Here is a 20,490-nt window from a genome sequence, read left to right on the forward strand (position 1 = left end):
CGTCTGCCGGGCCACCTCACGGTCAGTGGGTGTCGGTGCGCTTTTCGAGGCGGGTGCCGTTGCGAAGGGTGATCGACATTAGGTCGCTGGGCGCCTCCAGCTCCAGGCGGTGCCAGCGGCCGCGGGGGACGATCACGGCGGCGCCTGCCTGCAACTGCACCATGTCCTCGGCGTCGCCGGGCCTGTCGGGACGGAAGTAGAGGCGGATACCGCCGGTCAGGCAACACACCGCTTCTGCTGCTTCCGGGTGCATCTCCCAGTAATCGGCGTGCACGTCGGCGTCGGTCTCGACGTGGAACGTGGCGATCTGCCAGGCGCCGGAGCCGCTGCTCGTCGTCTGCCGTTCGACGGCTCGGACGTCGCCGTCGGGGTGGAAATGCAGCGCCGAGGCGAACAGGTCGACGGTGGTGGTCGTCATCATGACGGTGTTCCTTCCAACTGGTTCTGGGTGGGGGCGGTGGATTGCGGGAGAGGTGTGACGGCCCGGCGGCGCGGCAGCACGCCGATTGCCACGACCGCCGCGAGCACGAAAATGGCGGCGGCGATGGCCAGGCCCGGGGCGACGACGAACTGGGCGACGGCGGCTGCCGCCAGCACCACTCCAGGTCTCCCACGAGAGTTTCTATACATGTAAGAAAAATTAGCCCAGAGAGGTGGCCCGTGTCGACACCTGGGGGATGATGGGGATGCCGCAACCGTCCGCACCGCGCAAAGTCCTGGGCCGACCTCCCCGTATCTCCCGCGAGGAGATCATCGAGACAGCCCGCCGGATCGTGGCCGAGCAAGGAGTGGACCGGCTGACCATGCGGCGGCTGGCCACGGAGATCGGCAGTACGCCTATGGCGCTCTGCCACCACGTCCGCGACAAGGAAGAACTGCTCGTCCTGCTGCTGGACGACTACGCCGCACGGACCCTGCGCCGACCCGAACTGCCCGCCCACCTCCGCGAGCGGGTCATTGCCGCCACCACCGCCATCCACTAGGCGCTCGCCGCCTGCCCCTGGATCGTGGAGGTACTGACCGCCGACGACCTGCTGTCCACATCCGCGCTGTGGTTCGTCGAGCAGATCGTCGACGGCCTGGTCGAATGGGGCCTCTTCCCCGACCGGGCCGTGCACGGCTACCGCGCGATCTGGTACTACACCGCCGAAGAGATCGTGGTCAGGACGACAGCGGCCCGACGGCGCGCAGACAATGACCGTGCGACCTACCGCGAACATGTCTTCGCCGAACTCGACCCGAGCGAGCTACCCCGCTCGGCACAGGTCGCGGACCGCTGGGCACCGCTGACCGCCGAGGACACCTACCTGGACGGGCTCCGGGCCCTGCTGGACTGCCTTCTCGCCGGCCGCTGACGACTTGCCGCCGGACCACTGGCCGGACACCACGGCTCTCAAGTGCCGTCAAACGAACGAATGACGACAGGCACCGTACGCGTCCAATGAACCCGGACATTCCGGGGCCCGTCGGCGGCTCGGATCCAATCAGATCCGATGACGGATGATGACAGGGTTTGCTGACAGCTAGGGTCGAATGCGACCACCGACACGGAGAGCGGCATGGCCAACCTGGTCTACAAACGGGTGTCGACCGACCAGCAGTCGACCGACCGTCAGAACCTCGTCTTGGGCGAGGCAGGGATCGAGGACCCGGTCGTCTTCGAGGAACATGCCGGCACATCCAGCCGCCTCCACCCGCTGGAACGGCCGAAGTTCGGCGAGCTGCTCGCCTACGCGCGGCCGGGCGACACCGTGCACATCTCCGAGATGTTCCGCCTCGTGCGCAGCACCGGGCACGTACTCGACGTCCTCCACCGCGACCGCCTCGCCCTGCGCATCCACGACGGCGCGCTCTCCGCCATGGACCTCACCGCCCGCCCCCGCGCACCGGAGAGCTGCTGTCCACGGTGAAGTTCATGGCGCAGACCCTCGCCGCCGGCGAACTCCAGCGCGAGCTGACGTACGACGGACTGCGGGCCGCCGACGCCAAGGGCAACAAGGGCGGCCGCCGGCCGGCCATCAAGGCCGACAAGACCGACGACGTGCGCGCCGCATACCTGGACGGCCGGTCCATCGCCGCCCTGGCCGGCGATCCCGGCACAGCGCAAGGCCCGCCGCGAGTACGAGAACCGCGTCGACGTGCTCATGACTGACACCCGGCACTGAGCGGAAGCCGGTTGCCACACCAGGATTGATCAATGGCGGCTTTCGAGCTCACCTCGGCGATACCCCTGAGGAGAACACGCTTCCCGACCTCGGCCCGGTGACCGGGCGGCCCCCGGCGGACCACCGGAATCGACGGGTGGACGCGGGCCGCGCACTGCTTGTGGCCGTCCCGTCCGGCTTGGAGGCCCGTGCCCGCTCCAGATGGACGTCGACCGTGATCGCGGCCCGGCCCTGATCGGTGACTCCGAGGGCGAAGCAGACACGGCTCGCGTCGACACGTCCGCACACGCGCCGGATGACAGCCTCGGGCCCCTGATACGGGACGCTGTACCGGCTGTCGGCACCGAGCGACCCCGCCTCCAGCAAGCCGGAGACGGGAGTGGCGGCACGCTCACGCCTTCGGAATCACCCCGGCCCCAGAACGCGGCTGCCAGTACGCCGCCCGCGACGAGTAGACCGAGGACAGCAGCATTCCGCCGAGGCGGGGTCCACAGCCCCCGGCCACAGCGCGACGCCGGGCCCGTCCTCCAGCCGGCGAATTCCCGCATCATCGCCGGCTGGTTCCGCAACTGCCATGACGGGGCCGGGCCGGCGACCAGCCCCGTAACACCCGGATCGGTGTCGGGGGCGCCCATCACGCTGAGCGTCTTCTTCGTGAGGGAAGCGCCTCTCGATTCCGGATCTCGTATCCTCCGCCTTCCCGGGACGGCCCGGAACATACCGGCGGTCCGGGCCGTCGTCGTGTTCGGGAAGCGAGCCGCAGCGGTGTTCCGTCAGACAGGATGCCTACGGATCCGCCAGAAGGAGAGGGCGGCCAGGAGGGCCGTCAGGGCGGCGAAGAGTGCGGTTTCCACGTACTGGAAGGTCCAGTAGCGGTCGGCCGGCTGCTCGGCGATCTCGACGTGGACGTCGCCTTTGGCCAGGCAGGCGGGCAGCTCGGAGAGTGAACTGCGCTCCATGCAGTCCTGGAACCACGTGGTGTGGCCGACCTCCTTGCCTGCGGAGTCGAGGATCGGGCTGGTCTCGACGACCCACGGTCCACCGGGGATTCGCAGGCCGCCGATGTCCCCGTAGGTGCCGATCTTCGTCAGGCGGCCGACCAGTTCTGCGGTGAGTGGCACCGAGGTGCGGGCGGGCGCCTCGTAGTGCGGGCGGATCATCGCGGGTACAGCGATCTGGAGCACGGCGAAGACCACCAGCGTGGCGGCCATGGCGGGCACGGTACGGCGAAGGACCAGGCCCAGGGTGGCGCCCAGGGTGAAGGCAAAGGCCGCGTAGCCCAGCGGAGCGATGTTGCGCGAGGCGAAGAGCGCCGGTTCGAAGCGGTTGTTGAGGACGTTGGCGACCGGGCCGGTCGCCCAGGTCAGCAGCAGGCTGTACAGGCCGGCGCAGGCCGTGCTCACCAGGCCCACCAGGCCGAGTTTGGCCGCGAGCCACCGGCTGCGGGTCACACTCTGGTTCCACACCATGCGGTGGGTGCCGGCCTCCAGTTCCCGGGCGATGAGAGGTGCGCCCCAGAAGACCCCGATGGCACCGGGGACAGCGAGCAGCAGGTAGCCGAGCAGGTCGGTCTGGAGGCTGTAGCGGTCGGCGAAGGCACCCAGCGGTCCGGTACATGCCTCACGGCTCGCGCAGTGGGCGAGGGTGTCGTCGTACGCGCCGTGGATCTGCCCGCCGAGCATGACGAGGTACACGGCGAGGAGCAGGAGCGCCCCGAGGGCCACCAGCGCCTGGGTTCGGAACTGACGCCAGGTCATCCAGATCATCGGTGGGCCTCCACGGCAGTCGGAACAGGTCGGCCATCGGTCCGGTCCGTCCGGCCGAGGTAGGCGAGAACCAGCTCTTCGAGGCCCACGTCCGCCGTCGCCCATGGACCACCGGCCAGCAGCCTGCGGTCGGCACGGACCAGGGCGGTCCTCTCCTGCTCGGTGCGGTCGGTGAGCGCGACGACATCTGCATCGGCGGGCAGGGCCGAGAGGGCGGAGCGAGCGCCGGTGATCCGGACGTGGCCGGCCAGCAGCTCTGTCACATCACCGGCCAGCTGGATCCGCGAGCCCGCCAGCACGATCAGGTGGTCACAGACCCGCTCCACGTCGGGCAGGGCGTGGGAGGAGAGGACGGCGGCGGCGCCCAGTTCGGTGACGGACTCCATCAGCTGGTCCAGGAAGGCACGCCGGGCCAGCGGATCCAGGGCGGCGGCGGGCTCGTCGAAGATCAGCAGCTCGGGTCGTTTGGCCGCCGCGAGGGTCAGGGCGAGCTGGGCACGCTGGCCGCCGGAGAGCCGGCCGGCCTTCTGCCGGGGATCGAGGTCTGTGCGGGCGAGGCGGCGCCGGGCAAGTTCCTGGTCCCAGCCGGGATTGAGCCGGGCGCCCATCCGCAGGTGGTCGGCGACGGACAGTTCGGCGTAGAGGGGTGTGTCCTGGGCGACGAAGCCGACCTTGGCCAGGTGGGCGGAGCCGGCGGCGGGTGTGGCGCCCAGTACACGGATCGTGCCCGAGCTGGGCGTGATCAGTCCGCCGGCCAGTTGCAGCAGCGTCGATTTGCCGGCGCCGTTCGGGCCGACCAGTCCGATCACCCGTCCGGGCGGGACGTTCAGGTCGCAGTCGGTGAGCGCGTGGTGGCGGCCGTAACGCTTGCTGAGCTTCACGGCTTTCAGTACCGGTGTCATGTGTCTTTCCCTCCGGGTCAGCCGCGAGGGGCGCGCTTTGCGCGCCGCGACTTGACGAACCGGTAGGCGCCGTAGCCGACCGCGATCAGCACGGCGAGGTTGAGCGCCCACCAGGCGTACAGCAGCGGGCTTCGTTCGGTCTCCTCGGCGTGCGCCGCCGCGGCGAGCAGGAGAGGTACAGAGGTGAAATCAGGCATGTGGCCAGCCTGTTGATCGGCCGAGGGCCGCGCACCGGCCGAAGGGACGCATCTGGGTGCACGGAGTCGTACTTTCGGCTGGTTCGGCGGTCCGCCGGGGCGGGCTAGCGTGAGCCGGGTGAGTACAGCAGAGCGGCCGGTCCGCAGGCCGACAATCGTGGTGAACGCGGTGCTGGGCGCGTTCTTCGCGCTCGTACTGACCGTCGTGGCGGTGCAGTACAGCATGCAGGGCCGCGTCTGGGCCGTCGATGCGTGCGTCGGCGCCGTCGTCTGCCTGATCGCACTCGGCAGGGAGCGCCATCGGGGCTGGGCCGCCGCGGCCGGCCTGGTCGTCGCGGGGGCGGGCGCGGTGACCGCCGGGGTCGCGGATCTGCCGGGCGAGCCCGGCGCCGGCGCCGTCGTGGGGCTGCTCGTCCTCGGCGGCTCCGCTGCGAGAACGCTTTCGTGGCGCCCGACCGTTGCCGTCGCTTCAGCCGGGCTGGCGCTGATGGCCGCCGGGCTGCTGACCGCCGAGGGTCCGGGAACGCCCTTCCGGGTGGGGATCGAGGGCTGGATCCTCGCGCTCGGGGCCGGGCTGGGGCTGCGCTTCGTGGACTTCCGCCGACGGGCCGCCACCGACGCGGTCCGGCAGGAGGAGCGGCTCGCTCTGGCAAGGGAGTTGCATGATGTGGTCGCCCATCACATCACCGGCATCGTCGTCCAGGCCCAGGCCGCGCGGATCGTGGCCGGGCGGCGGCCCGAGAGTCTGGACGCCACTCTCACCGACATCGAGGAGGCCGGTGGCGAGGCGCTCACCGCGATGCGTCGGGTGGTCGGGTTGCTGCGCGATACCGACGACGTCGCCACCACGGCTCCCACCGCACCCGGTCGGCACGAACTGACCGAACTCGTCCGCCGGTTCGACGGGCACGGCCCCGAGGTGCACCTGCGACTGCCCGCCGACCCCGCGCCCTGGGCACCCGAAGTGGCCACCACCGTCCACCGGATCGTCCAGGAGTCCCTGACCAACATCGCCCGCCACGCCGGGCATGCCCGCTCCGCCGTCATCGACATTGCCCACGGCCCGGACGGCGTCACCGTCATGGTCACCGACGACGCCCCACCCGGCCACACCCGACCCAAACACCACGGCGGCTTCGGCCTCATCGGCATGCGTGAACGCGTCGAGGCACTCGGCGGCCACCTCAGCGCCGGCCCTGGCCGGGACACCGGCTGGTCGGTCCGCGCAACCCTGCCCGCCCCCGGCAAGGAGACCCGTTGAGCATCCGAGTCCTGCTCGCCGACGACCAGGCGATGATCCGCAGCGGCCTGCGGCTCATCCTGGAGGACCAGGACGACATCACCGTGGTCGGCGAAGCCGCCGACGGCGCCGAAGCGGTCGAACTCGCCCGTCAACTGCGCCCGGACGTGTGCCTGGTCGACATCCGCATGCCCGCACTGGACGGCATCGACGTAACCCGTGCCCTGGCCGGCCCCGGAATCACCGACCCGCTCCGGGTGGTCATCGTCACCACCTTCGACCTGGACGAGTACGTCCACGGCGCACTGCACGCCGGGGCGGTCGGCTTCGTCCTCAAGGGCGCCGCCCCCGCCCTGCTCACCGAGGCCGTCCGGGCCGCACACGCCGGGGACGCCCTGATCTCCCCGTCCATCACCCTGCGCCTGCTCCGGGACCTCGCCCCGGCGCGGGCGGCGTCCGCAGCCCGGCCCGCACGGCCGCTCTCGGCACGGGAGATGGATGTGATCCGGGCCATCGCCCGGGGCCGCACCAACCAGGAGATCGCCACCGCGCTGTTCATCACCCTCAGTACCGTCAAGAGTCATCTGGCTACTATTCAGGACAAACTCGGCGTCCGTAATCGCGTCGAGGTCGCCGCCTGGGCCTGGCAGAGCCGTCTCATGGACTCCTGGGCACCACGCACCTGAGCACGTGAAGCGGGCTCGGTGCCGGTGCTGTTGGGTCTGGTCTCGTTCACTCCGGCGCGCTCCCATTTCACCTCGCGGACTGCGTGGACCGCGAGACTGCGCCGACACGCTGAAGAGGCGTTCTCAGAACTCGCCAACGTTCCAGGCATCACCGACGTGTTGATGCTCTCCACGCTCGGCTACAAGCGTTCCTCGCTCCCGCCTGCGTAGCCACAGCTCAGAGTCTGGCGCGATGCAGGGTTCAGCGGCGATTTGTTTCTGATCTTGTTGACGCGGCGATCGTTGTGGGAGCGATCGTGCGCGGCGGGGTGCTGAGAGCCGGTGGCCGCGTCGCATGGCCCCGCTGACGGTCATGCCAGGGCAAGGAAGAGTTTCTCCAGCTCCTCCTGCGACATGGGCGGGGTGTCAGGGTCTCCCGCGAGGCATTGCCTCATTCCGCTGGCGACGATCTTGAATCCGGCCCGGTCCAAGGCGCGGGAGACGGCGGCCAGCTGCGTCACGACATCCTGGCAGTCGCGACCCGCCTCGATCATCGTGATGACCGCGGCCAGCTGCCCCTGCGCCCGCCGTAGGCGGTTCAGGACGGGGCGCATCGATTCCTCGTCCACTTGCACGTCATCCTCCTTCGATCTCGACAACAATACCCAGTGGGGTATTAATCCGGGCATCAGTCGGCCCGGTCGACGGCTTGCGCCGCCCGGGATCTGAGCCGCGGAGCCGGGGTGGCCAACCTCTCGGGGGGCCCAGGAATCGCCAGTGCCGGCCGCGCAAGGCTTGTCCCGCACGGCGCGCTTCGGCGGCCTTGTCGCCTCGGGTCGAAGCGTCCAGCCGTGCGTCACCCCGGGTGTGTTCGCCGGGCGGTGCCTCCTCGATTCTTGATACCCCCCAGGGTATTTGACAATGCGGGCGGAGCTTCGTACGGTCGAAGGTGTAATACCCCATGGGGTATCCATTGGTCCGGGGGCTCGTGGCCCTCGCCGAGTCGAGCCCCGGCGGGTCGAGTCCCGGCGGGTCGAGAGCCGCATTCGGGCCCCGTCCCGTGCGCCGCCCTCGCGCCAGGCCGACTCTTGCTCGGATTAATACCCACCGGGGTATCTGGCCTGTCTTGTTCTGGAGGTTTCCGTGTTCTTCTCGCAGTACTACCTTGAGTGCCTGTCCCAGGCGTCGTACATGATCGCCGACGAGACCACGGGGCAGGCCGTGGTCGTGGACCCGCGCCGGGACGTGTCGGAGTACCTGAACGATGCCGAAGCCCGTGGTTTCACCGTGGTGGGTGTCATCAACACGCACTTCCACGCGGACTTCGTCGCCGGTCACCTGGAGGTGGCCGACCGCACCGGCGCGTGGATCGGTTACGGGCGCCGGGCCGAGACCGAGTACGCGATCCGCGAGCTGGCCGAGGGCGACACCGTCAGCCTCGGAGACGTGACGCTGAAGATCATGGAGACCCCGGGCCACACGCCGGAGTCGATCAGTGTGCTGGTGTACGAGCGTGCCGAGGATGCGGTCCCGTACGGCGTGCTGACCGGTGACGCGCTGTTCATCGGCGATGTCGGCCGCCCGGACCTGCTGGCCTCGGTCGGGGTGACCGCCGACGAGCTGGGCGCGATGCTGCACGACAGCGTGCAGCACAAGCTGATGGCCCTGCCCGACGAGGTGCGGGTGTTTCCCGCGCACGGCGCTGGTTCGTCCTGCGGCAAGAACCTGTCCACCGAACGGCAGTCGACGATCGGCGAGCAGCGCGCGACGAACTACGCGTGTGCGCCGATGAACGAGCGGGATTTCGTCGCGCTCGTGACCGCCGGGCAGTCGGCGGCTCCGGGATACTTCGCCTACGACGCGGACCTCAACCGCCGGGAGCGGGAGCTGTTCGACCCGGCGAGCGCGCCGCGGGCGCTGAGCACGGCGGATTTCATGGCCCGGCGTGCGGCGGGCGCGGTGGTGGTCGACGCGCGTGACCCGCAGGAGTTCGCCGCCGGTCACCTGCGCGGCGCGGTCAACGTCCCCGCCGACGGCCGGTTCGCCGAACAGGCCGGCACCGTGCTGCCACCCGGAACGGAGCTGCTGGTCGTGGCGCCGGGGGAGCGTGAGGAGGAGATCGTCACCCGGCTTGCCCGGATCGGCTTCGACCGGGTCGCCGGGTACCTGGCCTCCCCCGACGAGGCCCTGGAGGCGGTGGCTGACACGGTCACCCCGGCCAGCCGCCTGACCGCCGCCCAGCTGCGCGCAGAGCTGGACGGTGAGAACCCGCCGGTCGTCCTTGACGTCCGCAACTGCGGTGAGCGCGGCGAGAACGGGTTCATCGAGGGTGCCCTGCACATCGCCCTGGGTGAGCTCCCCGGCCGTCTCGACGAGATCCCGCGCGACAGGCCGCTGGTCCTGCACTGCGCGGGCGGTCACCGCTCTTCGATCGCCGCAAGCCTGCTGCGCCACCAGGGCTTCGAGGACGTCTCCGACGTACTCGGCGGATGGGCCGCCTGGGCCCTGCTCGACACGCCCGCCGCCTGACGCGCCACCCTCCCTCTTCCTTCGGCTGCCGGACTCCCGCACAGGACCTCCAGGTGTCCTGACGCCCCTTGCGCGGGCGTGCCTGCTCTCCACTTCCCGTCCCTGTTTTCGTTTCCTCTCCACGGAGTAGTTCTCATGACCACCGACGCTTCCCGCACCTCCGTCTTCACGCCCGCCACCCTTCAGCACCTGATCAAGACCGGCGAGGGCCCCCGTCTGATCGATGTGCGTACATCCGGCGAGTTCCAGACCAGTCACATCCCTGGCGCCTACAACGTGCCCCTGGACACTCTGCGCGAGCACCGTACGGAGCTGGGGCGGCACCTGGACGAGGACGTGGTGCTGGTCTGCCGCTCCGGAGCTCGCGCCACCCAGGCCGAGGAGGCGCTCGCCGATGCGGGCCTGCCCAACCTGCGAGTCCTCGACGGCGGCATGATGGCCTGGGAGGCTTCCGGTGCACCGGTCGACCGCGGCCAGCAGCGCTGGGAACTGGAACGTCAGGTCCGTCTCATAGCCGGCTCGATCGTGCTTGTCAGCGGCGTCGTGGGCTTCTTCGTCCCCGGCGTGCACCTGATCGGCACCGCGATCGGCGCCGGGCTGACCTTCGCCGCGCTCAGCAACACCTGTGCAATGGGCATGATGCTCTCCAAGCTGCCCTACAACCGCGGCCCGCGAACCGACGTCCGCACCGTCATCGCCTCCCTCCGGAACGGGTCGTGAGCATCGCGCACCCATCCTGGCCGGCGATCCTCCGACGGGAATCGCCGCAGCAGCCTCGCTCCCGGCGACCGCTGTGAACCCCATCTCCAACCCTGCCGGCCTCGCGTTCGGCCGGGGTTCGGACCCGGCGGCGACGTGCCGGGGAACACCCGAGAACTGAACAGGTCCCGGGCGTCACGTCCTGGGGGAGAGTTGCCCCACACCAAAATGCAAATACCCCCTGGGTATACTCGATTCAGTGGATACCCAGGGGGGTATTAAGGGGAAGGGAGCAGCTTCGTATTCTTCATCGACACCATCGAGTTTGAGGGACTTGGCAATCGTCACTGCACCGTGACCGTCGACGCCGGTCTCGTGCTGCGGGCCGTCGCCACCCGGGGACACACCCCGCACCACGCCGCGTACGCGCTGGAAGAAGAGGGCACCACCGTCGCCGAGTTCACCGGCGGTTCGCTGCTGATCGCCATCGGCACCGTGGGCCGCCCCGACCTGGTGGAGCCCCGGCCGACCGAGGAGCCGGCCCGAGCCCAGCACGCTTCCGTACACCGTCTGGCAGCCGAGCTGCCGGATGCGACGGCCGCCCTGCCGACGCACGGCTTCGGCAGCTTGTGCTCCTCCGCGCAGGCCGAGGGCGACCCCACCACCATCGGCCGGGAGAAGTCCGCGAACACGGCGCTCACCACCGACGCCACTTCCTCTGTCGCCGAGATCCTGGCCGTGCCTCGCGGACATCCCCGCCCACTACGCGCACATGGGCCCGGCAGGCACCGTGTGGGTGCGCTGCGCGGGTGGCATGCGCGCCGGAATCGCCGCCTCTCTCCTCGACGCCGCCGGCCGTGACGTGGTCGCCGTCGACGACGGCTTCGACTCCGCCACCACTGCCGGGCTGCCTGTGGTCACCAGCTGAGCAGACAGCCGGCCGATACCGCACGCGTCCCCCGGGCAACCGGTGGCCGCCCCGATTCCTGCATGAACTTCCTGCACGACTGCATTCGAGAGGTCCTGTGATGTCCCTGTTCTCCCAAGACAAGAAACGCCTCACCGTCGAGGAAGCCCATCGGCGCACCCAGGGCGCCCACGCCCCGGCTGTCCTGCTGGACGTACGTGAGCGGGGCGAGTGGGACGCCGGGCGGGCGCCCGGCGCAGTGCACGCACCGCTGTCCGCCCTGGTCGCGGGGGCTGCACTGCCACAGGCTGCCCAGGGACGGTCGCTGGTGGTGATATGTCGCAGCGGACACCGCTCGCAGCAGGCCGTCGAGCTGCTCCGCGCGCACGGCGCGGACACGGTGGACGTCAAGGGCGGCATGCAGGAGTGGGCTGCCGCCGGGTACTCCGTCGTCGACGGAAGCGGCAATGAGGGCTCGGTGGCATGACCGCCCTGATCATCGCGCTCGTAGCCGGAGCCGTCGTCGGCCTGGCGCTCGGCGGCCTAGGCGGTGGCGGCAGCGTCCTCGCCGTCCCCGCCCTGACCTACCTGATCGGCATGCCGCCGGCGCAGGCAATCACCGCCAGTCTGATCATCGTCACCCTGACGTCCATCACAGCGCTCACCGGGCACGCCCGGGACGGCAACGTGGTCTGGCGGACCGGGCTGCTCTTCGCAGCGGCGGGCATCGTCCCCGCCACGCTCGCCGGCACGGCCGCCGGCCGTCTGCCCCAGGCGGGGCTGACCATCGCCTTCGCCGTCGTCGCGGGACTTGCCGCACTGCGCATGCTGCGCCCCGCACCCGCCCCGGCCGCGGGCGAGGTGCGCCCCGTCAAGGCCGGCGCCGCCGGTGCCGGCCTCGGCGCCGTGACCGGGCTGCTGGGTGTGGGCGGCGGTTTCCTCGCCGTGCCAGCCCTGGCACGAGTGCTGAATCTCCCCATGCGCAGGGCCATCGGCACCAGCCTGCTGGTCATCACCATCAACTCGATCGCCGCGCTCGGCGCCCGGGCCGGTACCGGAATGCATCTGGACTGGTCCGTCATAGCGCCCTTCACCGCCGCCGCGATCCTCGGCGCCTGGGACGGCAAACGCCACGCACAACGACTCAGCGGCAACACGCTGCAACGCCTCTTCGCCTACGCCCTGCTCGCGGTCGCGGCCCTCATGCTCGCTGACGCGTTCATCTGACCCTCCGCCGTTCTCCTCCCGTCCGCCGTGCCGGTTCCCGGCCAGGTCCGCACCCGCACACCGCGAGGACAGTTCATCCTCCTGGTCGTCGTCGACGTCACCGTCGGCGGCCTCGTGGGCCTGGAACGCACCACCGTGCCGCTCATCGGCACTGACATCTTCGGCCTGACCAGCGACCCGGCGGTCTTCACCGGACTGTTCGTCCAAGTGGCAGGCTTCATCCTCGCCCTCGCCCTGCTCGGCCATCGCCGGCGTCTCCTCCGCCGGAGCACTCCTCGCGGCCATCCTCGGCCTTCACACCGCTGCGCGAGCAGGACCTGATCGCCGCCGGTCCCGGCCAGGCCGCCTGAACCGTGAGGTGAACTAGCTGGTGACGCCCTTCACGGGAGCGGGCCGGTATACGCCAGAATCCTGCCGCGAGGGTCAGTCGCCAACAACGTGGCCTGGGCAGGCGATCCGACACCGCTGCGGTGGGGACGGGGTCTGTGACGGTTCTTGTGAGTGCTCGCCGTATTTCATCAAATTTCATCAGAGTGACGCCCACACTGTTCTGCCAGCGGCAGAACACCGGCCGGACCGGGCTCGACGATCACTACAGTCCAGTCCCATGACGACGATTACGACGCGTACGGTCGAGTACCCGGCCGACGGTTTGACGATGATCGGGCACCTCGCGCTCCCGGCCGGTGTCGACCGCCGGCCCGCGGTGCTGCTCGGACCAGAGGGCACGGGACTCAGCGACGTCGAGCGCCGCCGGGCCGATGCTCTCGCCGAACTGGGATATGTAGTGCTGGCCTTCGACCTTCACGGCGGGCGCTATTTGGGTGACCCCGAGGAGATGCTGGCCCGTTGCATGCCACTGCTCGCCGACCCCGACCGGATGCGGGACATCGGCCATGCGGCGCTCGACGTGTTGCGTACCGAACCGCGGACCGACCCCGACCGGATCGCCGCCGTCGGCTACGGCACCGGGGGTGCCATCGGGCTGGAACTCGGGCGCGGCGGCGTCAGCCTGCGCGCGATCGCGACGGTCAACGCACTGACCACGGGCCGACCGGGCGAGGCGGCACACATTCGCTGCCCGGTGTGGGCCGGGGTCGGGTCGGAAGACCCGATCATGCCGCCCGCACAACGGGACGCGTTCACCGCAGAGATGCAGGCCGCGGGCGTCGACTGGCGCCTCGTGGTCTACGGCGGCGCCTTGCACGCCTTCCACCACCCGCCGGTCGACCACACCGTGCGCCCCGGCGTCGGCTACCACCCACGGCACGCACAGCGCGCCTGGCGCGACGTCGTCGACCTGCTCGCCGAGTGCATGCCCGTGACGGAGGATCTGGGGGCATGACCCAGGTAGGCATGCCGGCGCCGGGCCTGGTCGGCGCCGGGCACGCACCGTCCGTCCTCTCCACTTGAGACGGTGTCCTATGTGGTGAGTCGGAGGATTCGTTTGCAGCAGGAGAGGGTGGCGGCGAGGCCGGGGAAGTCCAGGTAGTTGCGGGGGTGGGGTTCGTAGCGGTGGTTGAGTCCGCGGTAGCCGGTCAGCCATGACATGGTGCGCTCGATGACCCGTCTGCGGCGTCGGAGCCCCTCGCCGCACTCGGTTCCTTTACGGGCCATGCATACGCCGATTCGTTTTCCGGGCAGTCATTTCCGCAGGTCAGGGATGTAGTACGCCTTGTCCGCGTAGAGCTTGCCGGGTCAGTAATGCCAGCCGCGGTGGGGGTCGTGTCTCGATTGGAGAGCGGCCACCATGGGCTTCAGGCCCCTCACTTGAGCGGGTCCTGGGCTCCCGGCTCGACCATCCGGCCGTGCTGGTTCTCCTTGAACACTATGGCTCCACAGCTCAGTTGAGGAAGGCCGCCCGGCGCGGCTGGTATCCCTGCTGCGGCCCAAGGCCCCGCGCACGGCCGAGCGTCCCGCCGAAGACATCTTCGCCGCACTGGACGAACAGACCGTGGTCACCCCGGTCACCGACGCTGCCGCACTGATCGTGCCCGGCCTCACCGGCTCCCTCCGGTTGGTACTCGACCAGCGGAAAATCCTCGCTACCAAGATCGAGGAACTGCTGGAGGCCCCTCTTTCCCAGTCCTGATCTCCATGCCCGGCATCGGGGTCAGGACCGCAACGAGGATCCTCATCGACATCGGCGACGGCAGTAACTTCAAGACCGCCGGACACCTGACCGCCTACGCAGGGCCAGGCCGTGTCTCCTTGGCCGGCTTCGGCTTCGGCTTCGGCTTTGGGTCCGGATCAGGATCAGGATCACGGCGAAGCTGGTGTACCACCCACCAGTCCTCCCCGAACGAGAATCCGGTTGCCTGGGCTGCCGGCCTGTCCGCAGACTCTCGATCATGATGCCTCACGCACGTGCCGTGGCCCTCGAACGCTTCCGGTGGATCGGCGGCCACGCCGACGTCTGGCCGATCTTCCGCGACCCCGGGGCGCTCGCCGTGGTGGTCCGCGGCCTGGCCGGGCCGTTCCGGGACGACGGCGTCACGGCCGTCTGCGGCGTCGAGTCGCGGGGATTCCTGCTCGGTGCGGCGGTGGCCGTCGAACTCGGCGTCGGCTTCGTCGCAGTACGCAAGGGCGAGGGGATCTTCCCGGGGGACAAGGTCACCCGGCGCAGCGACCCCGACTACCGGGGTACCCGTCAGGAGCTACGTCTGCAGCGGGCGGCGGTGGGCCACGGGGACCGGGTGCTGCTGGTTGACGACTGGATCGAGACGGGCAGCCAGGCGTCGGCCGTGCGGTCAATGGTCGAAGAGTGCGGCGGACAGTGGGCCGGCTGTTCCGTCGTCGTTGACCAAACGGCCCCGGCCCGGCGGGCGGACTTGGGCGTCCGCAGCATCGTCGCCGCTGCCGAACTTCCCGCCTGGGACGGGAAGTCCTGACACATGTCCGCTCGGCCGGTTGGTGAGTCAACTGGGCCTGTATGTCCGATTGGTGATCACTGATGCGATGTGGGACCGGATCGTGCCGCTGATGCCGGCCGATCCGGTTCGCGAACGGCGGTGGGCCGACCACCGCCGCACACGTGAGGCAATCGCATGGAGGTACCGCACCAGTTCGCCGTGGCGAGACCTCCCGGACGAGCTCGGCCCGTTCCGGACCGCGCACAAGCGCCTGATCGGATGGGCCGTCGATGGAACCTGGAAACGCACGCTCGCTGCCGTCCTGGCCGACCGTGCGTATTCCTCACGCGCCATCCGGACCCGCCTGCGGCGGCGAGGGATCCGCGCTGTCATTCCACAGCCGTCCGACCGGGTTGGCCACAGCCTGAGGCGGGGCCGACTCGGTGGCCGTCCGCCCGGCTTCGACAGCGAGGCGTACAAAAAGCGGAACACCGTCGAGCGGTGCATGTGCGCCACGAGGCGCCTTGTTGTATCCCCGGCACAGCCGGGAGGAATTGGAGGGATATTCCTGGGCCTGATGGCTCACCTGGATCCGAAAGGTGAAGGGGACCAGAGCATGCCAGAAAATCAGCGACCGGGCTCAGTTGCCAGGGGCGGTGCGCTGAGGGGCCCGCGTGATAGGGCGAAAGCTGGATTGCCTGAACCCCAATCTCCAGTCGATGAAAGTTCGCATCCATCGGAAAGGCTACTGAAACCGATGCCATGTTCTGTGACGGCTTTGATGCATGGCCGACATACCTTCCGTGACATGGGGCGATGTCCAGTGAGGACATTGAAGGAGATGAGTGGGGCACCTACGTCACGCTATGACGTACAACAAGGACGAACGTGGGATCGCCTACGGGGTGCGAACCCTAGGGCGACGGAGTGCCCGTAGTAGTCGCAGGAGTAACGACCTGCCGAGGAGAGTGGGAAAGCCGCTCACAGGGCGAAGGGGCACAGGTGACTGGATGCGAATGAGACCGGGAGGTATGCGAAATGCAGAGTGCCGACACGGTGTTGGGCATCCTTCGTGAGCGCGGCAGACGTGGTCTGCCGTGCAGTGAGCTGTATCGGCAAATGTTCAACCCGCAGTTATACCTGGTGGCTTACGGTCGCATCTACTCCAACAAAGGGGCGATGACGCCGGGAGTCACGCAAGAAACCGTGGATGGCATGTCGTTGGGGAAGATCGGTCGCATCATCGATGCGATGCGTCACGAGCGCTACCGGTTCAGCCCAGTAAAGCGAGTCAACATTCCCAAGAAAAATGGGAAGACCCGGCCGCTTGGACTGCCGACCTGGTCGGATAAACTCGTCGGCGAGGTGATGCGTCTCCTTCTGGAGGCATACTTCGAGCCGCAGTTCTCCGACCGTTCCCACGGGTTCCGACCCAAGCGGGGCTGCCACACCGCCTTGACGGAGGTGGGCAATACCTGGACGGGTACGACCTGGTTCATCGAAGGTGATATCTCTGACTGCTTCGGCACGATCGACCATCAAGTCGTTATCGAGACCCTGACAGAACGGATTCACGATGGCCGGTTTCTTCGGCTCGTGCGCAACATGCTTGAGGCCGGGTACATGGAAGATTGGACCTGGGGAGCCACGCTCAGCGGGGCACCTCAAGGCGGAGTACTCTCTCCGCTGCTGTCCAATATCTACCTGCACCGCCTGGACAGATTTGTCGAGAAGGTTCTGATTCCGCACAACACCCGAGGGCGAAGCAGGGCGCGCAACCCTGCCTACCTGGAGGTGGTCAACGCGATCGCGCGCGCTCGCAGGCGGGGAGATCGGGCTGAAGTCCGGTCACTTCGCAAGCAGCAGCGCAGTATTCCCAGCGTGGATCCCAACGATCCGGGCTTCCGGAGACTGCGCTATGTGCGATATGCCGATGACACCCTTCTTGGGTTCATCGGGCCGAGATCCGAGGCCGAGGAGATCAAGCGGCGTCTCGCGATATTCCTCCGAGAAGACCTCAAGTTGGAACTATCGCCGGAGAAGACACTGATCACCCATGCCCGTAAGGGCGCGGCATCGTTCCTCGGATACGAGATCACCGTGCAGCACAACGACAGGCAGGCAACCCGAGGCCGTAGGACGGCTAACGGTTCGATTGCTCTACGTGTGCCAGCAAAGGTGATCCGAGACAAGGCAGCCCTATATCTCAGTCGCGGAAAACCCGCGCACCGGCCCCAACTCCTGAACGATGACGACTACACCATCGTTAACATCTACGGGGCCGAATACCGGGGCATCGTCCAGTACTACCTCCTGGCCGGCAACGTATGCCGATTGCATCGGCTGCGTTGGGCCATGGAAACCTCGTTGCTCAAGACACTCGCAGCGAAGCACCACTCGACGGTGTCCAAGATGGCGGCCCGTTACAAGGCCAAGATCAAGACACCGAATGGGCCCCGCACATGTTTCGAAGCCAGCGTCCCCCGCAGCACAGGCACGAAGTCACTGGTCGCACGATTCGGCGGAATCTCACTCACGCGACAGAAGGCAGCGGTTCTCACGGACCGTCAAGCGGCCAACCCCCACCCCAGAAAAGAGCTGATTACCCGGCTCTTGAAGGGGAAGTGCGAGCTATGCGGGACGTCGGAAGACGTGCGGGTGCATCACATCCGAAAACTCGCTGACCTCGACAGGGTAGAGCCGCCTACCGAATGGCATCGGGTCATGGTGAAGAAACGGCGCAAGACTCTGGTTGTCTGCATCGGCTGCCATGACACGATCCACTCAAGAAAGCCAACCAGTCGCGTCACGAAATAGGTCACTGGAGAGCCCGTTACGGGGAAACTCGTACGGCGGGTTCGGAGGGGGGCCGTGCGGAAAAGGGCCTGCACATGGCAGGGACCTCGCCGCGCGGCCTACCCAACCAACCAGCTCAAGCCAATGGCGCGGCCTGGCCACACGAACCGATGAGCTCGTGATCGCCCACCAGGCCGCCCCGCACCTCGCGGGCATCCTCATCCGGGCCCGACGCCGACCAAAGAGACAGAACCTGGCCGTCGATTGTCACGGCCATGTCCTGGTGCCCGGTGATCACCTGGGCGATGTGCGGGGAGAGGGCCGTTGACGATGGCGTCGTGATGAAGATTCGGCGGCGTGGGCGAGGGCGAGCAGTGCGACGGCCGCCAGCAGCACCGGCGTTGTCGTGATGTGGCCGAGGAGCGTGAGGACGTACGGAGTGAACATGCCGAGGTACGCCGCCGTCCAGAACCGGGCCGTCCAGCGGGCGAGTTGGTGGGGCGGGGCGAGAGCTGCGGTGCGGGTGAGGCCGTAGGTGAGGGCCAGTCCGTAGCCCGCGCCGAGAACGATCGCGGCAAAGAGGGCGAGGAGCCGGCTCTCCGTCGCGGCGGCAACGGCGGCGGTCGCCGTTCCGACCGCGACGACCAGCAGGCCCGCAGTGGGCGTGGACCCAGCCCGCCGTGCGGTGAGCAGACCGGTGCCGGGGACGACGGCCGTCGCGACGCCCGTGAGGATCAGGCCGGTGTGAAGGGTGCTCGGCAGCGTGACGAAGCCGATGGTGGGGGCCGCGAAGACCCAGGGCGCCATGGGCAGGACCGTGCGCCGAAAGCGCCGGCCGTGCTCGTGGGCGGATTCGGAGCTGGATACCGGGAGCGGGCTGTACGTCTCCGGCGCGGCCAGGGCGAACCATCCCGCCGCCGCTCCGAGGACGACGTGCGGGACGTACGCCGTCACCATCGGCCAGGGCGCCCACTGTGCGACGAGCGCCGCCACGAGGCCGCCCGTCGCGAATCCGGCCGAGACGAACAGCCCGGGTCGGCGCGGCGAGTCGGACAGCTCCTTGATCCAGGCACTGCCCGCAGCCAGCAGCGCGCCCGCGCTGACACCGGTCAGGAAGCGGCCGGGCAGCAGCAGCCAGGTACCGCCCCAGGCGCCGCCCGCCATCAGGAGCAGGGTCGACAGGACGTTGAGGAAGAGAGCCACGAGCGCCACCCGGCGCCGCCCCCTGCGGTCCGCGAGCGGCCCCGCGATCAGCAGCGCCGGGATCAGACCGACGACGTAGACCGCGAACAGGCCGGTCACCGTGGACTCGGCCAGACCGAGGTGGCTGCGGTAGGCGCCGAGCAGCGCCGAGAACTGGTTCGCGCTCCAGCCGGAAGCCAGCATGATCCATGCGGCACGGGCGCCCCGGGAGCCGGTTGCCGCACGGACGGGCATGGCGGGCACGGGTTCGGCAGGAGCGGTGACGGGCGGTGCGGTGACAGGGGGTGCGGTCATGCCTCATTCGTACGTCCCCGGCCGTCCGGCCCGCGCCGCCTGCCCGGCTCCCCGTCTACCCTGGTCGTATGGCGCTTGACCTGCGACTGCTGTCGTCGTTCCTGGCGGTCGTCGAGGAGGGGCACTTCGGGCGGGCCGCAGCACGGCTGTTCCTGTCGCCGCCCGCCGTCACCCAGCACGTACGCCGCCTGGAGAGCCAGGTCGGCGCACGGCTCCTCGACCGGTCCGGTTCCCCCGTCGTGCCGACGGCCGCCGGAGCAAGGCTCGCCGGACACGCGCGCACACTCCTCGACGCCGCGAACGCCGCACTCGACGACCTGGCGGACGTCACACGGAAGACGGATGACGGGCGGCCACTGCGGGTGGGGATCATGGGGCACGGTTCGGCGGAGCTGACGCCCGCGGCCATCAACGCCTACCGGCGGGCCCGGCCCGGGATACGGGTGGAGATCCGGCAGCTGGACTTCACGGAGCATGTGACCGCGCTGGTGGAGGACCGGGTGGACGTGGCTTTCGTGCGGCCGAGCCCGGACGACGAGCGGCTCGTCGCGGACGTCCTCACCACCGAGCAGCGGATCGTCGTCGTGCACGAGCGGTCGCCACTGGCCGACGCCCGGACGTCCGGGGTGGGCATCGCGGACCTCGCCGAGCTGCCCCTGTTCCGCGTCCCGGGGCACACCCCTCACACGTTCACCGACTATCTGTACTTCGATGACCGCGCCCAGCGCCGCAGCTCCCAGTTCGCCGTCACCCCGCAGGAGGTGCTGACCGGCGTGGTCACCGGCCGCGCCGCGGGCTCCGGCCTGCACTCCTTCGCGCGGTACTACGCGTGGCCGGGCGCCGTCTTCGTACCCGTCCTCGATGCTCCGTGGGAGAGCAGCTATCTCGCGGTACGGGCCGACGACGACAACCCGGAGGTACGGATCTTCCGGGCGCTCGCGGTGGCCCTCGCGAAGGGCACGGGCCCCGGGACCCACTTCTCCACCCCGGGGTCCGGTTGACAGGACATGCGACCGAAGGCGTCGTGGAGGCAGCTCTCGGCCTGGCA

At 69.0% G+C, this 20,490-nt stretch carries 20 protein-coding genes and 5 pseudogenes; 17 read left to right on the top strand and 8 right to left on the bottom strand.

The genetic code is table 11. The features are described 5' to 3' along the window. Positions 1-22: 22 nt before the first annotated feature. Both AADR41_RS01510 and AADR41_RS01515 read right to left on the bottom strand, forming a co-directional pair. On the bottom strand, positions 23-418 hold the full coding sequence (locus tag AADR41_RS01510) for a cupin (protein ID WP_342279651.1): 396 nt from the start codon (positions 416-418) through the stop codon (positions 23-25). Further along, positions 418-600: a hypothetical protein gene (locus tag AADR41_RS01515; RefSeq protein ID WP_342279539.1), complete on the bottom strand. Its 183-nt coding sequence runs from the start codon at positions 598-600 to the stop codon at positions 418-420. The genes AADR41_RS01510 and AADR41_RS01515 overlap by 1 nt, the downstream gene beginning before the upstream one ends. Positions 601-686: 86 nt before the next feature. Here AADR41_RS01515 and AADR41_RS01520 point away from each other — a divergent pair. From AADR41_RS01520 to AADR41_RS01530, 3 genes and pseudogenes are all read left to right on the top strand, one after another. Then, a pseudogene (locus AADR41_RS01520) lies at positions 687-1,355 on the top strand (TetR/AcrR family transcriptional regulator). A gap of 204 nt (positions 1,356-1,559) precedes the next feature. Next, on the top strand, positions 1,560-1,910 hold the full coding sequence (locus AADR41_RS01525) for a recombinase family protein (protein WP_342279540.1): 351 nt from the start codon (positions 1,560-1,562) through the stop codon (positions 1,908-1,910). Between the two features lie 5 nt (positions 1,911-1,915). Beyond that, entirely contained in the window at positions 1,916-2,152 is a 237-nt protein-coding gene (locus AADR41_RS01530) for a hypothetical protein (RefSeq protein WP_342279541.1), read from the top strand. 786 nt (positions 2,153-2,938) lie between these two features. On the opposite strand, the gene AADR41_RS01535 is transcribed toward AADR41_RS01530, so the two are convergent. The 3 genes from AADR41_RS01535 to AADR41_RS01545 are packed head-to-tail and all read right to left on the bottom strand — an operon-like array spanning position 2,939 to position 5,030. Further along, positions 2,939-3,931, bottom strand: a complete 993-nt coding sequence (locus AADR41_RS01535) for an ABC transporter permease subunit (protein WP_342279542.1) — start codon at positions 3,929-3,931, stop codon at positions 2,939-2,941. Continuing rightward, positions 3,928-4,833, bottom strand: coding sequence for an ABC transporter ATP-binding protein (locus tag AADR41_RS01540; protein WP_342279543.1), 906 nt, complete (start codon positions 4,831-4,833; stop codon positions 3,928-3,930). The genes AADR41_RS01535 and AADR41_RS01540 overlap by 4 nt, the downstream gene beginning before the upstream one ends. 17 nt (positions 4,834-4,850) lie before the next feature. Then, a complete protein-coding gene (locus AADR41_RS01545) occupies positions 4,851-5,030 on the bottom strand; it encodes a hypothetical protein (protein ID WP_342279544.1) in 180 nt (59 codons plus the stop codon). 118 nt (positions 5,031-5,148) lie between these two features. Between AADR41_RS01545 and AADR41_RS01550 the strand changes: the two genes are divergently transcribed. Further along, entirely contained in the window at positions 5,149-6,291 is a 1,143-nt protein-coding gene (locus tag AADR41_RS01550; protein WP_342279545.1) for a sensor histidine kinase, read from the top strand. Beyond that, on the top strand, positions 6,288-6,956 hold the full coding sequence (locus AADR41_RS01555; protein ID WP_342279546.1) for a response regulator transcription factor: 669 nt from the start codon (positions 6,288-6,290) through the stop codon (positions 6,954-6,956). Before AADR41_RS01550 ends, AADR41_RS01555 begins: the two co-directional genes overlap by 4 nt. 350 nt (positions 6,957-7,306) lie before the next feature. Here AADR41_RS01555 and AADR41_RS01560 read toward each other — a convergent pair whose 3' ends face one another. After that, on the bottom strand, positions 7,307-7,549 hold the full coding sequence (locus AADR41_RS01560; protein WP_342279652.1) for a metal-sensitive transcriptional regulator: 243 nt from the start codon (positions 7,547-7,549) through the stop codon (positions 7,307-7,309). A gap of 529 nt (positions 7,550-8,078) precedes the next feature. Here AADR41_RS01560 and AADR41_RS01565 point away from each other — a divergent pair. From AADR41_RS01565 to AADR41_RS01595, 7 genes and pseudogenes are all read left to right on the top strand, one after another. Then, positions 8,079-9,464 (top strand): MBL fold metallo-hydrolase, encoded by a 1,386-nt coding sequence (locus tag AADR41_RS01565; protein WP_342279547.1) that lies wholly within the window; start codon positions 8,079-8,081, stop codon positions 9,462-9,464. A gap of 135 nt (positions 9,465-9,599) precedes the next feature. After that, positions 9,600-10,184, top strand: a complete 585-nt coding sequence (locus AADR41_RS01570; RefSeq protein ID WP_342279548.1) for a rhodanese-like domain-containing protein — start codon at positions 9,600-9,602, stop codon at positions 10,182-10,184. A 330-nt stretch (positions 10,185-10,514) separates the two neighbouring features. Beyond that, positions 10,515-10,947, top strand: a pseudogene (locus tag AADR41_RS01575) (MBL fold metallo-hydrolase); the annotation flags it as partial. Positions 10,948-11,191: 244 nt separating this feature from the next. Then, complete coding sequence (locus tag AADR41_RS01580) at positions 11,192-11,557, top strand: rhodanese-like domain-containing protein (protein ID WP_342279549.1); 366 nt, start codon at positions 11,192-11,194, stop codon at positions 11,555-11,557. Then, entirely contained in the window at positions 11,554-12,297 is a 744-nt protein-coding gene (locus AADR41_RS01585) for a sulfite exporter TauE/SafE family protein (RefSeq protein ID WP_342279550.1), read from the top strand. Before AADR41_RS01580 ends, AADR41_RS01585 begins: the two co-directional genes overlap by 4 nt. Before the next feature lie 27 nt (positions 12,298-12,324). After that, positions 12,325-12,618 carry a hypothetical protein gene (locus AADR41_RS01590; protein ID WP_342279551.1) on the top strand — a complete coding sequence of 98 codons (294 nt, stop codon included), beginning with the start codon at positions 12,325-12,327 and terminating at the stop codon, positions 12,616-12,618. Between the two features lie 286 nt (positions 12,619-12,904). After that, positions 12,905-13,642, top strand: coding sequence for a dienelactone hydrolase family protein (locus AADR41_RS01595; RefSeq protein ID WP_342279552.1), 738 nt, complete (start codon positions 12,905-12,907; stop codon positions 13,640-13,642). A 77-nt stretch (positions 13,643-13,719) separates the two neighbouring features. On the opposite strand, the pseudogene AADR41_RS01600 reads toward AADR41_RS01595, so the two are convergent. Next, positions 13,720-14,061 (bottom strand): annotated as a pseudogene (locus tag AADR41_RS01600) (IS5/IS1182 family transposase); the annotation flags it as partial. Here AADR41_RS01600 and AADR41_RS01605 point away from each other — a divergent pair. From AADR41_RS01605 to AADR41_RS01620, 4 genes and pseudogenes are all read left to right on the top strand, one after another. Then, positions 14,061-14,493 (top strand): annotated as a pseudogene (locus tag AADR41_RS01605) (transposase); the annotation flags it as partial. The pseudogenes AADR41_RS01600 and AADR41_RS01605 overlap by 1 nt on opposite strands. Before the next feature lie 155 nt (positions 14,494-14,648). Next, entirely contained in the window at positions 14,649-15,188 is a 540-nt protein-coding gene (locus AADR41_RS01610) for a phosphoribosyltransferase family protein (RefSeq protein WP_342279553.1), read from the top strand. 67 nt (positions 15,189-15,255) lie between these two features. Next, positions 15,256-15,657 (top strand): annotated as a pseudogene (locus AADR41_RS01615) (transposase); the annotation flags it as partial. Positions 15,658-16,187: 530 nt separating this feature from the next. Further along, positions 16,188-17,966, top strand: a complete 1,779-nt coding sequence (locus AADR41_RS01620) for a reverse transcriptase/maturase family protein (RefSeq protein WP_342279554.1) — start codon at positions 16,188-16,190, stop codon at positions 17,964-17,966. Positions 17,967-18,239: 273 nt separating this feature from the next. Here the strand turns inward: AADR41_RS01620 and AADR41_RS01625 are convergent, their stop codons facing one another. Continuing rightward, positions 18,240-19,442 carry an MFS transporter gene (locus AADR41_RS01625; RefSeq protein ID WP_342279555.1) on the bottom strand — a complete coding sequence of 401 codons (1,203 nt, stop codon included), beginning with the start codon at positions 19,440-19,442 and terminating at the stop codon, positions 18,240-18,242. Positions 19,443-19,510: 68 nt separating this feature from the next. On the opposite strand from AADR41_RS01625, the gene AADR41_RS01630 reads away from it, so the two are divergent. Further along, positions 19,511-20,443, top strand: a complete 933-nt coding sequence (locus AADR41_RS01630; RefSeq protein ID WP_342279556.1) for a LysR substrate-binding domain-containing protein — start codon at positions 19,511-19,513, stop codon at positions 20,441-20,443. The last annotated feature ends 47 nt before the right edge of the window (positions 20,444-20,490 follow it).

It is taken from the genome of Streptomyces sp. CLV115, from assembly GCF_038448545.1.
GTDB lineage: Bacteria > Actinomycetota > Actinomycetes > Streptomycetales > Streptomycetaceae > Streptomyces > Streptomyces sanglieri.

Bases quoted from the DNA above. Each gene is read 5' to 3' on its own strand.
- AADR41_RS01595 (WP_342279552.1), top strand. From the start codon at position 12,905: ATGACGACGATTACGACGCGTACGGTCGAGTACCCGGCCGACGGTTTG.
- AADR41_RS01545 (WP_342279544.1), bottom strand. From the start codon at position 5,030: ATGCCTGATTTCACCTCTGTACCTCTCCTGCTCGCCGCGGCGGCGCAC.
- AADR41_RS01570 (WP_342279548.1), top strand. From the start codon at position 9,600: ATGACCACCGACGCTTCCCGCACCTCCGTCTTCACGCCCGCCACCCTT.
- AADR41_RS01620 (WP_342279554.1), top strand. From the start codon at position 16,188: ATGCAGAGTGCCGACACGGTGTTGGGCATCCTTCGTGAGCGCGGCAGA.
- AADR41_RS01510 (WP_342279651.1), bottom strand. From the start codon at position 418: ATGACGACCACCACCGTCGACCTGTTCGCCTCGGCGCTGCATTTCCAC.
- AADR41_RS01610 (WP_342279553.1), top strand. From the start codon at position 14,649: ATGATGCCTCACGCACGTGCCGTGGCCCTCGAACGCTTCCGGTGGATC.
- AADR41_RS01630 (WP_342279556.1), top strand. From the start codon at position 19,511: ATGGCGCTTGACCTGCGACTGCTGTCGTCGTTCCTGGCGGTCGTCGAG.
- AADR41_RS01560 (WP_342279652.1), bottom strand. From the start codon at position 7,549: ATGCGCCCCGTCCTGAACCGCCTACGGCGGGCGCAGGGGCAGCTGGCC.
- AADR41_RS01580 (WP_342279549.1), top strand. From the start codon at position 11,192: ATGTCCCTGTTCTCCCAAGACAAGAAACGCCTCACCGTCGAGGAAGCC.
- AADR41_RS01540 (WP_342279543.1), bottom strand. From the start codon at position 4,833: ATGACACCGGTACTGAAAGCCGTGAAGCTCAGCAAGCGTTACGGCCGC.
- AADR41_RS01625 (WP_342279555.1), bottom strand. From the start codon at position 19,442: ATGACCGCACCCCCTGTCACCGCACCGCCCGTCACCGCTCCTGCCGAA.
- AADR41_RS01530 (WP_342279541.1), top strand. From the start codon at position 1,916: ATGGCGCAGACCCTCGCCGCCGGCGAACTCCAGCGCGAGCTGACGTAC.
- AADR41_RS01525 (WP_342279540.1), top strand. From the start codon at position 1,560: ATGGCCAACCTGGTCTACAAACGGGTGTCGACCGACCAGCAGTCGACC.
- AADR41_RS01585 (WP_342279550.1), top strand. From the start codon at position 11,554: ATGACCGCCCTGATCATCGCGCTCGTAGCCGGAGCCGTCGTCGGCCTG.
- AADR41_RS01535 (WP_342279542.1), bottom strand. From the start codon at position 3,931: ATGATCTGGATGACCTGGCGTCAGTTCCGAACCCAGGCGCTGGTGGCC.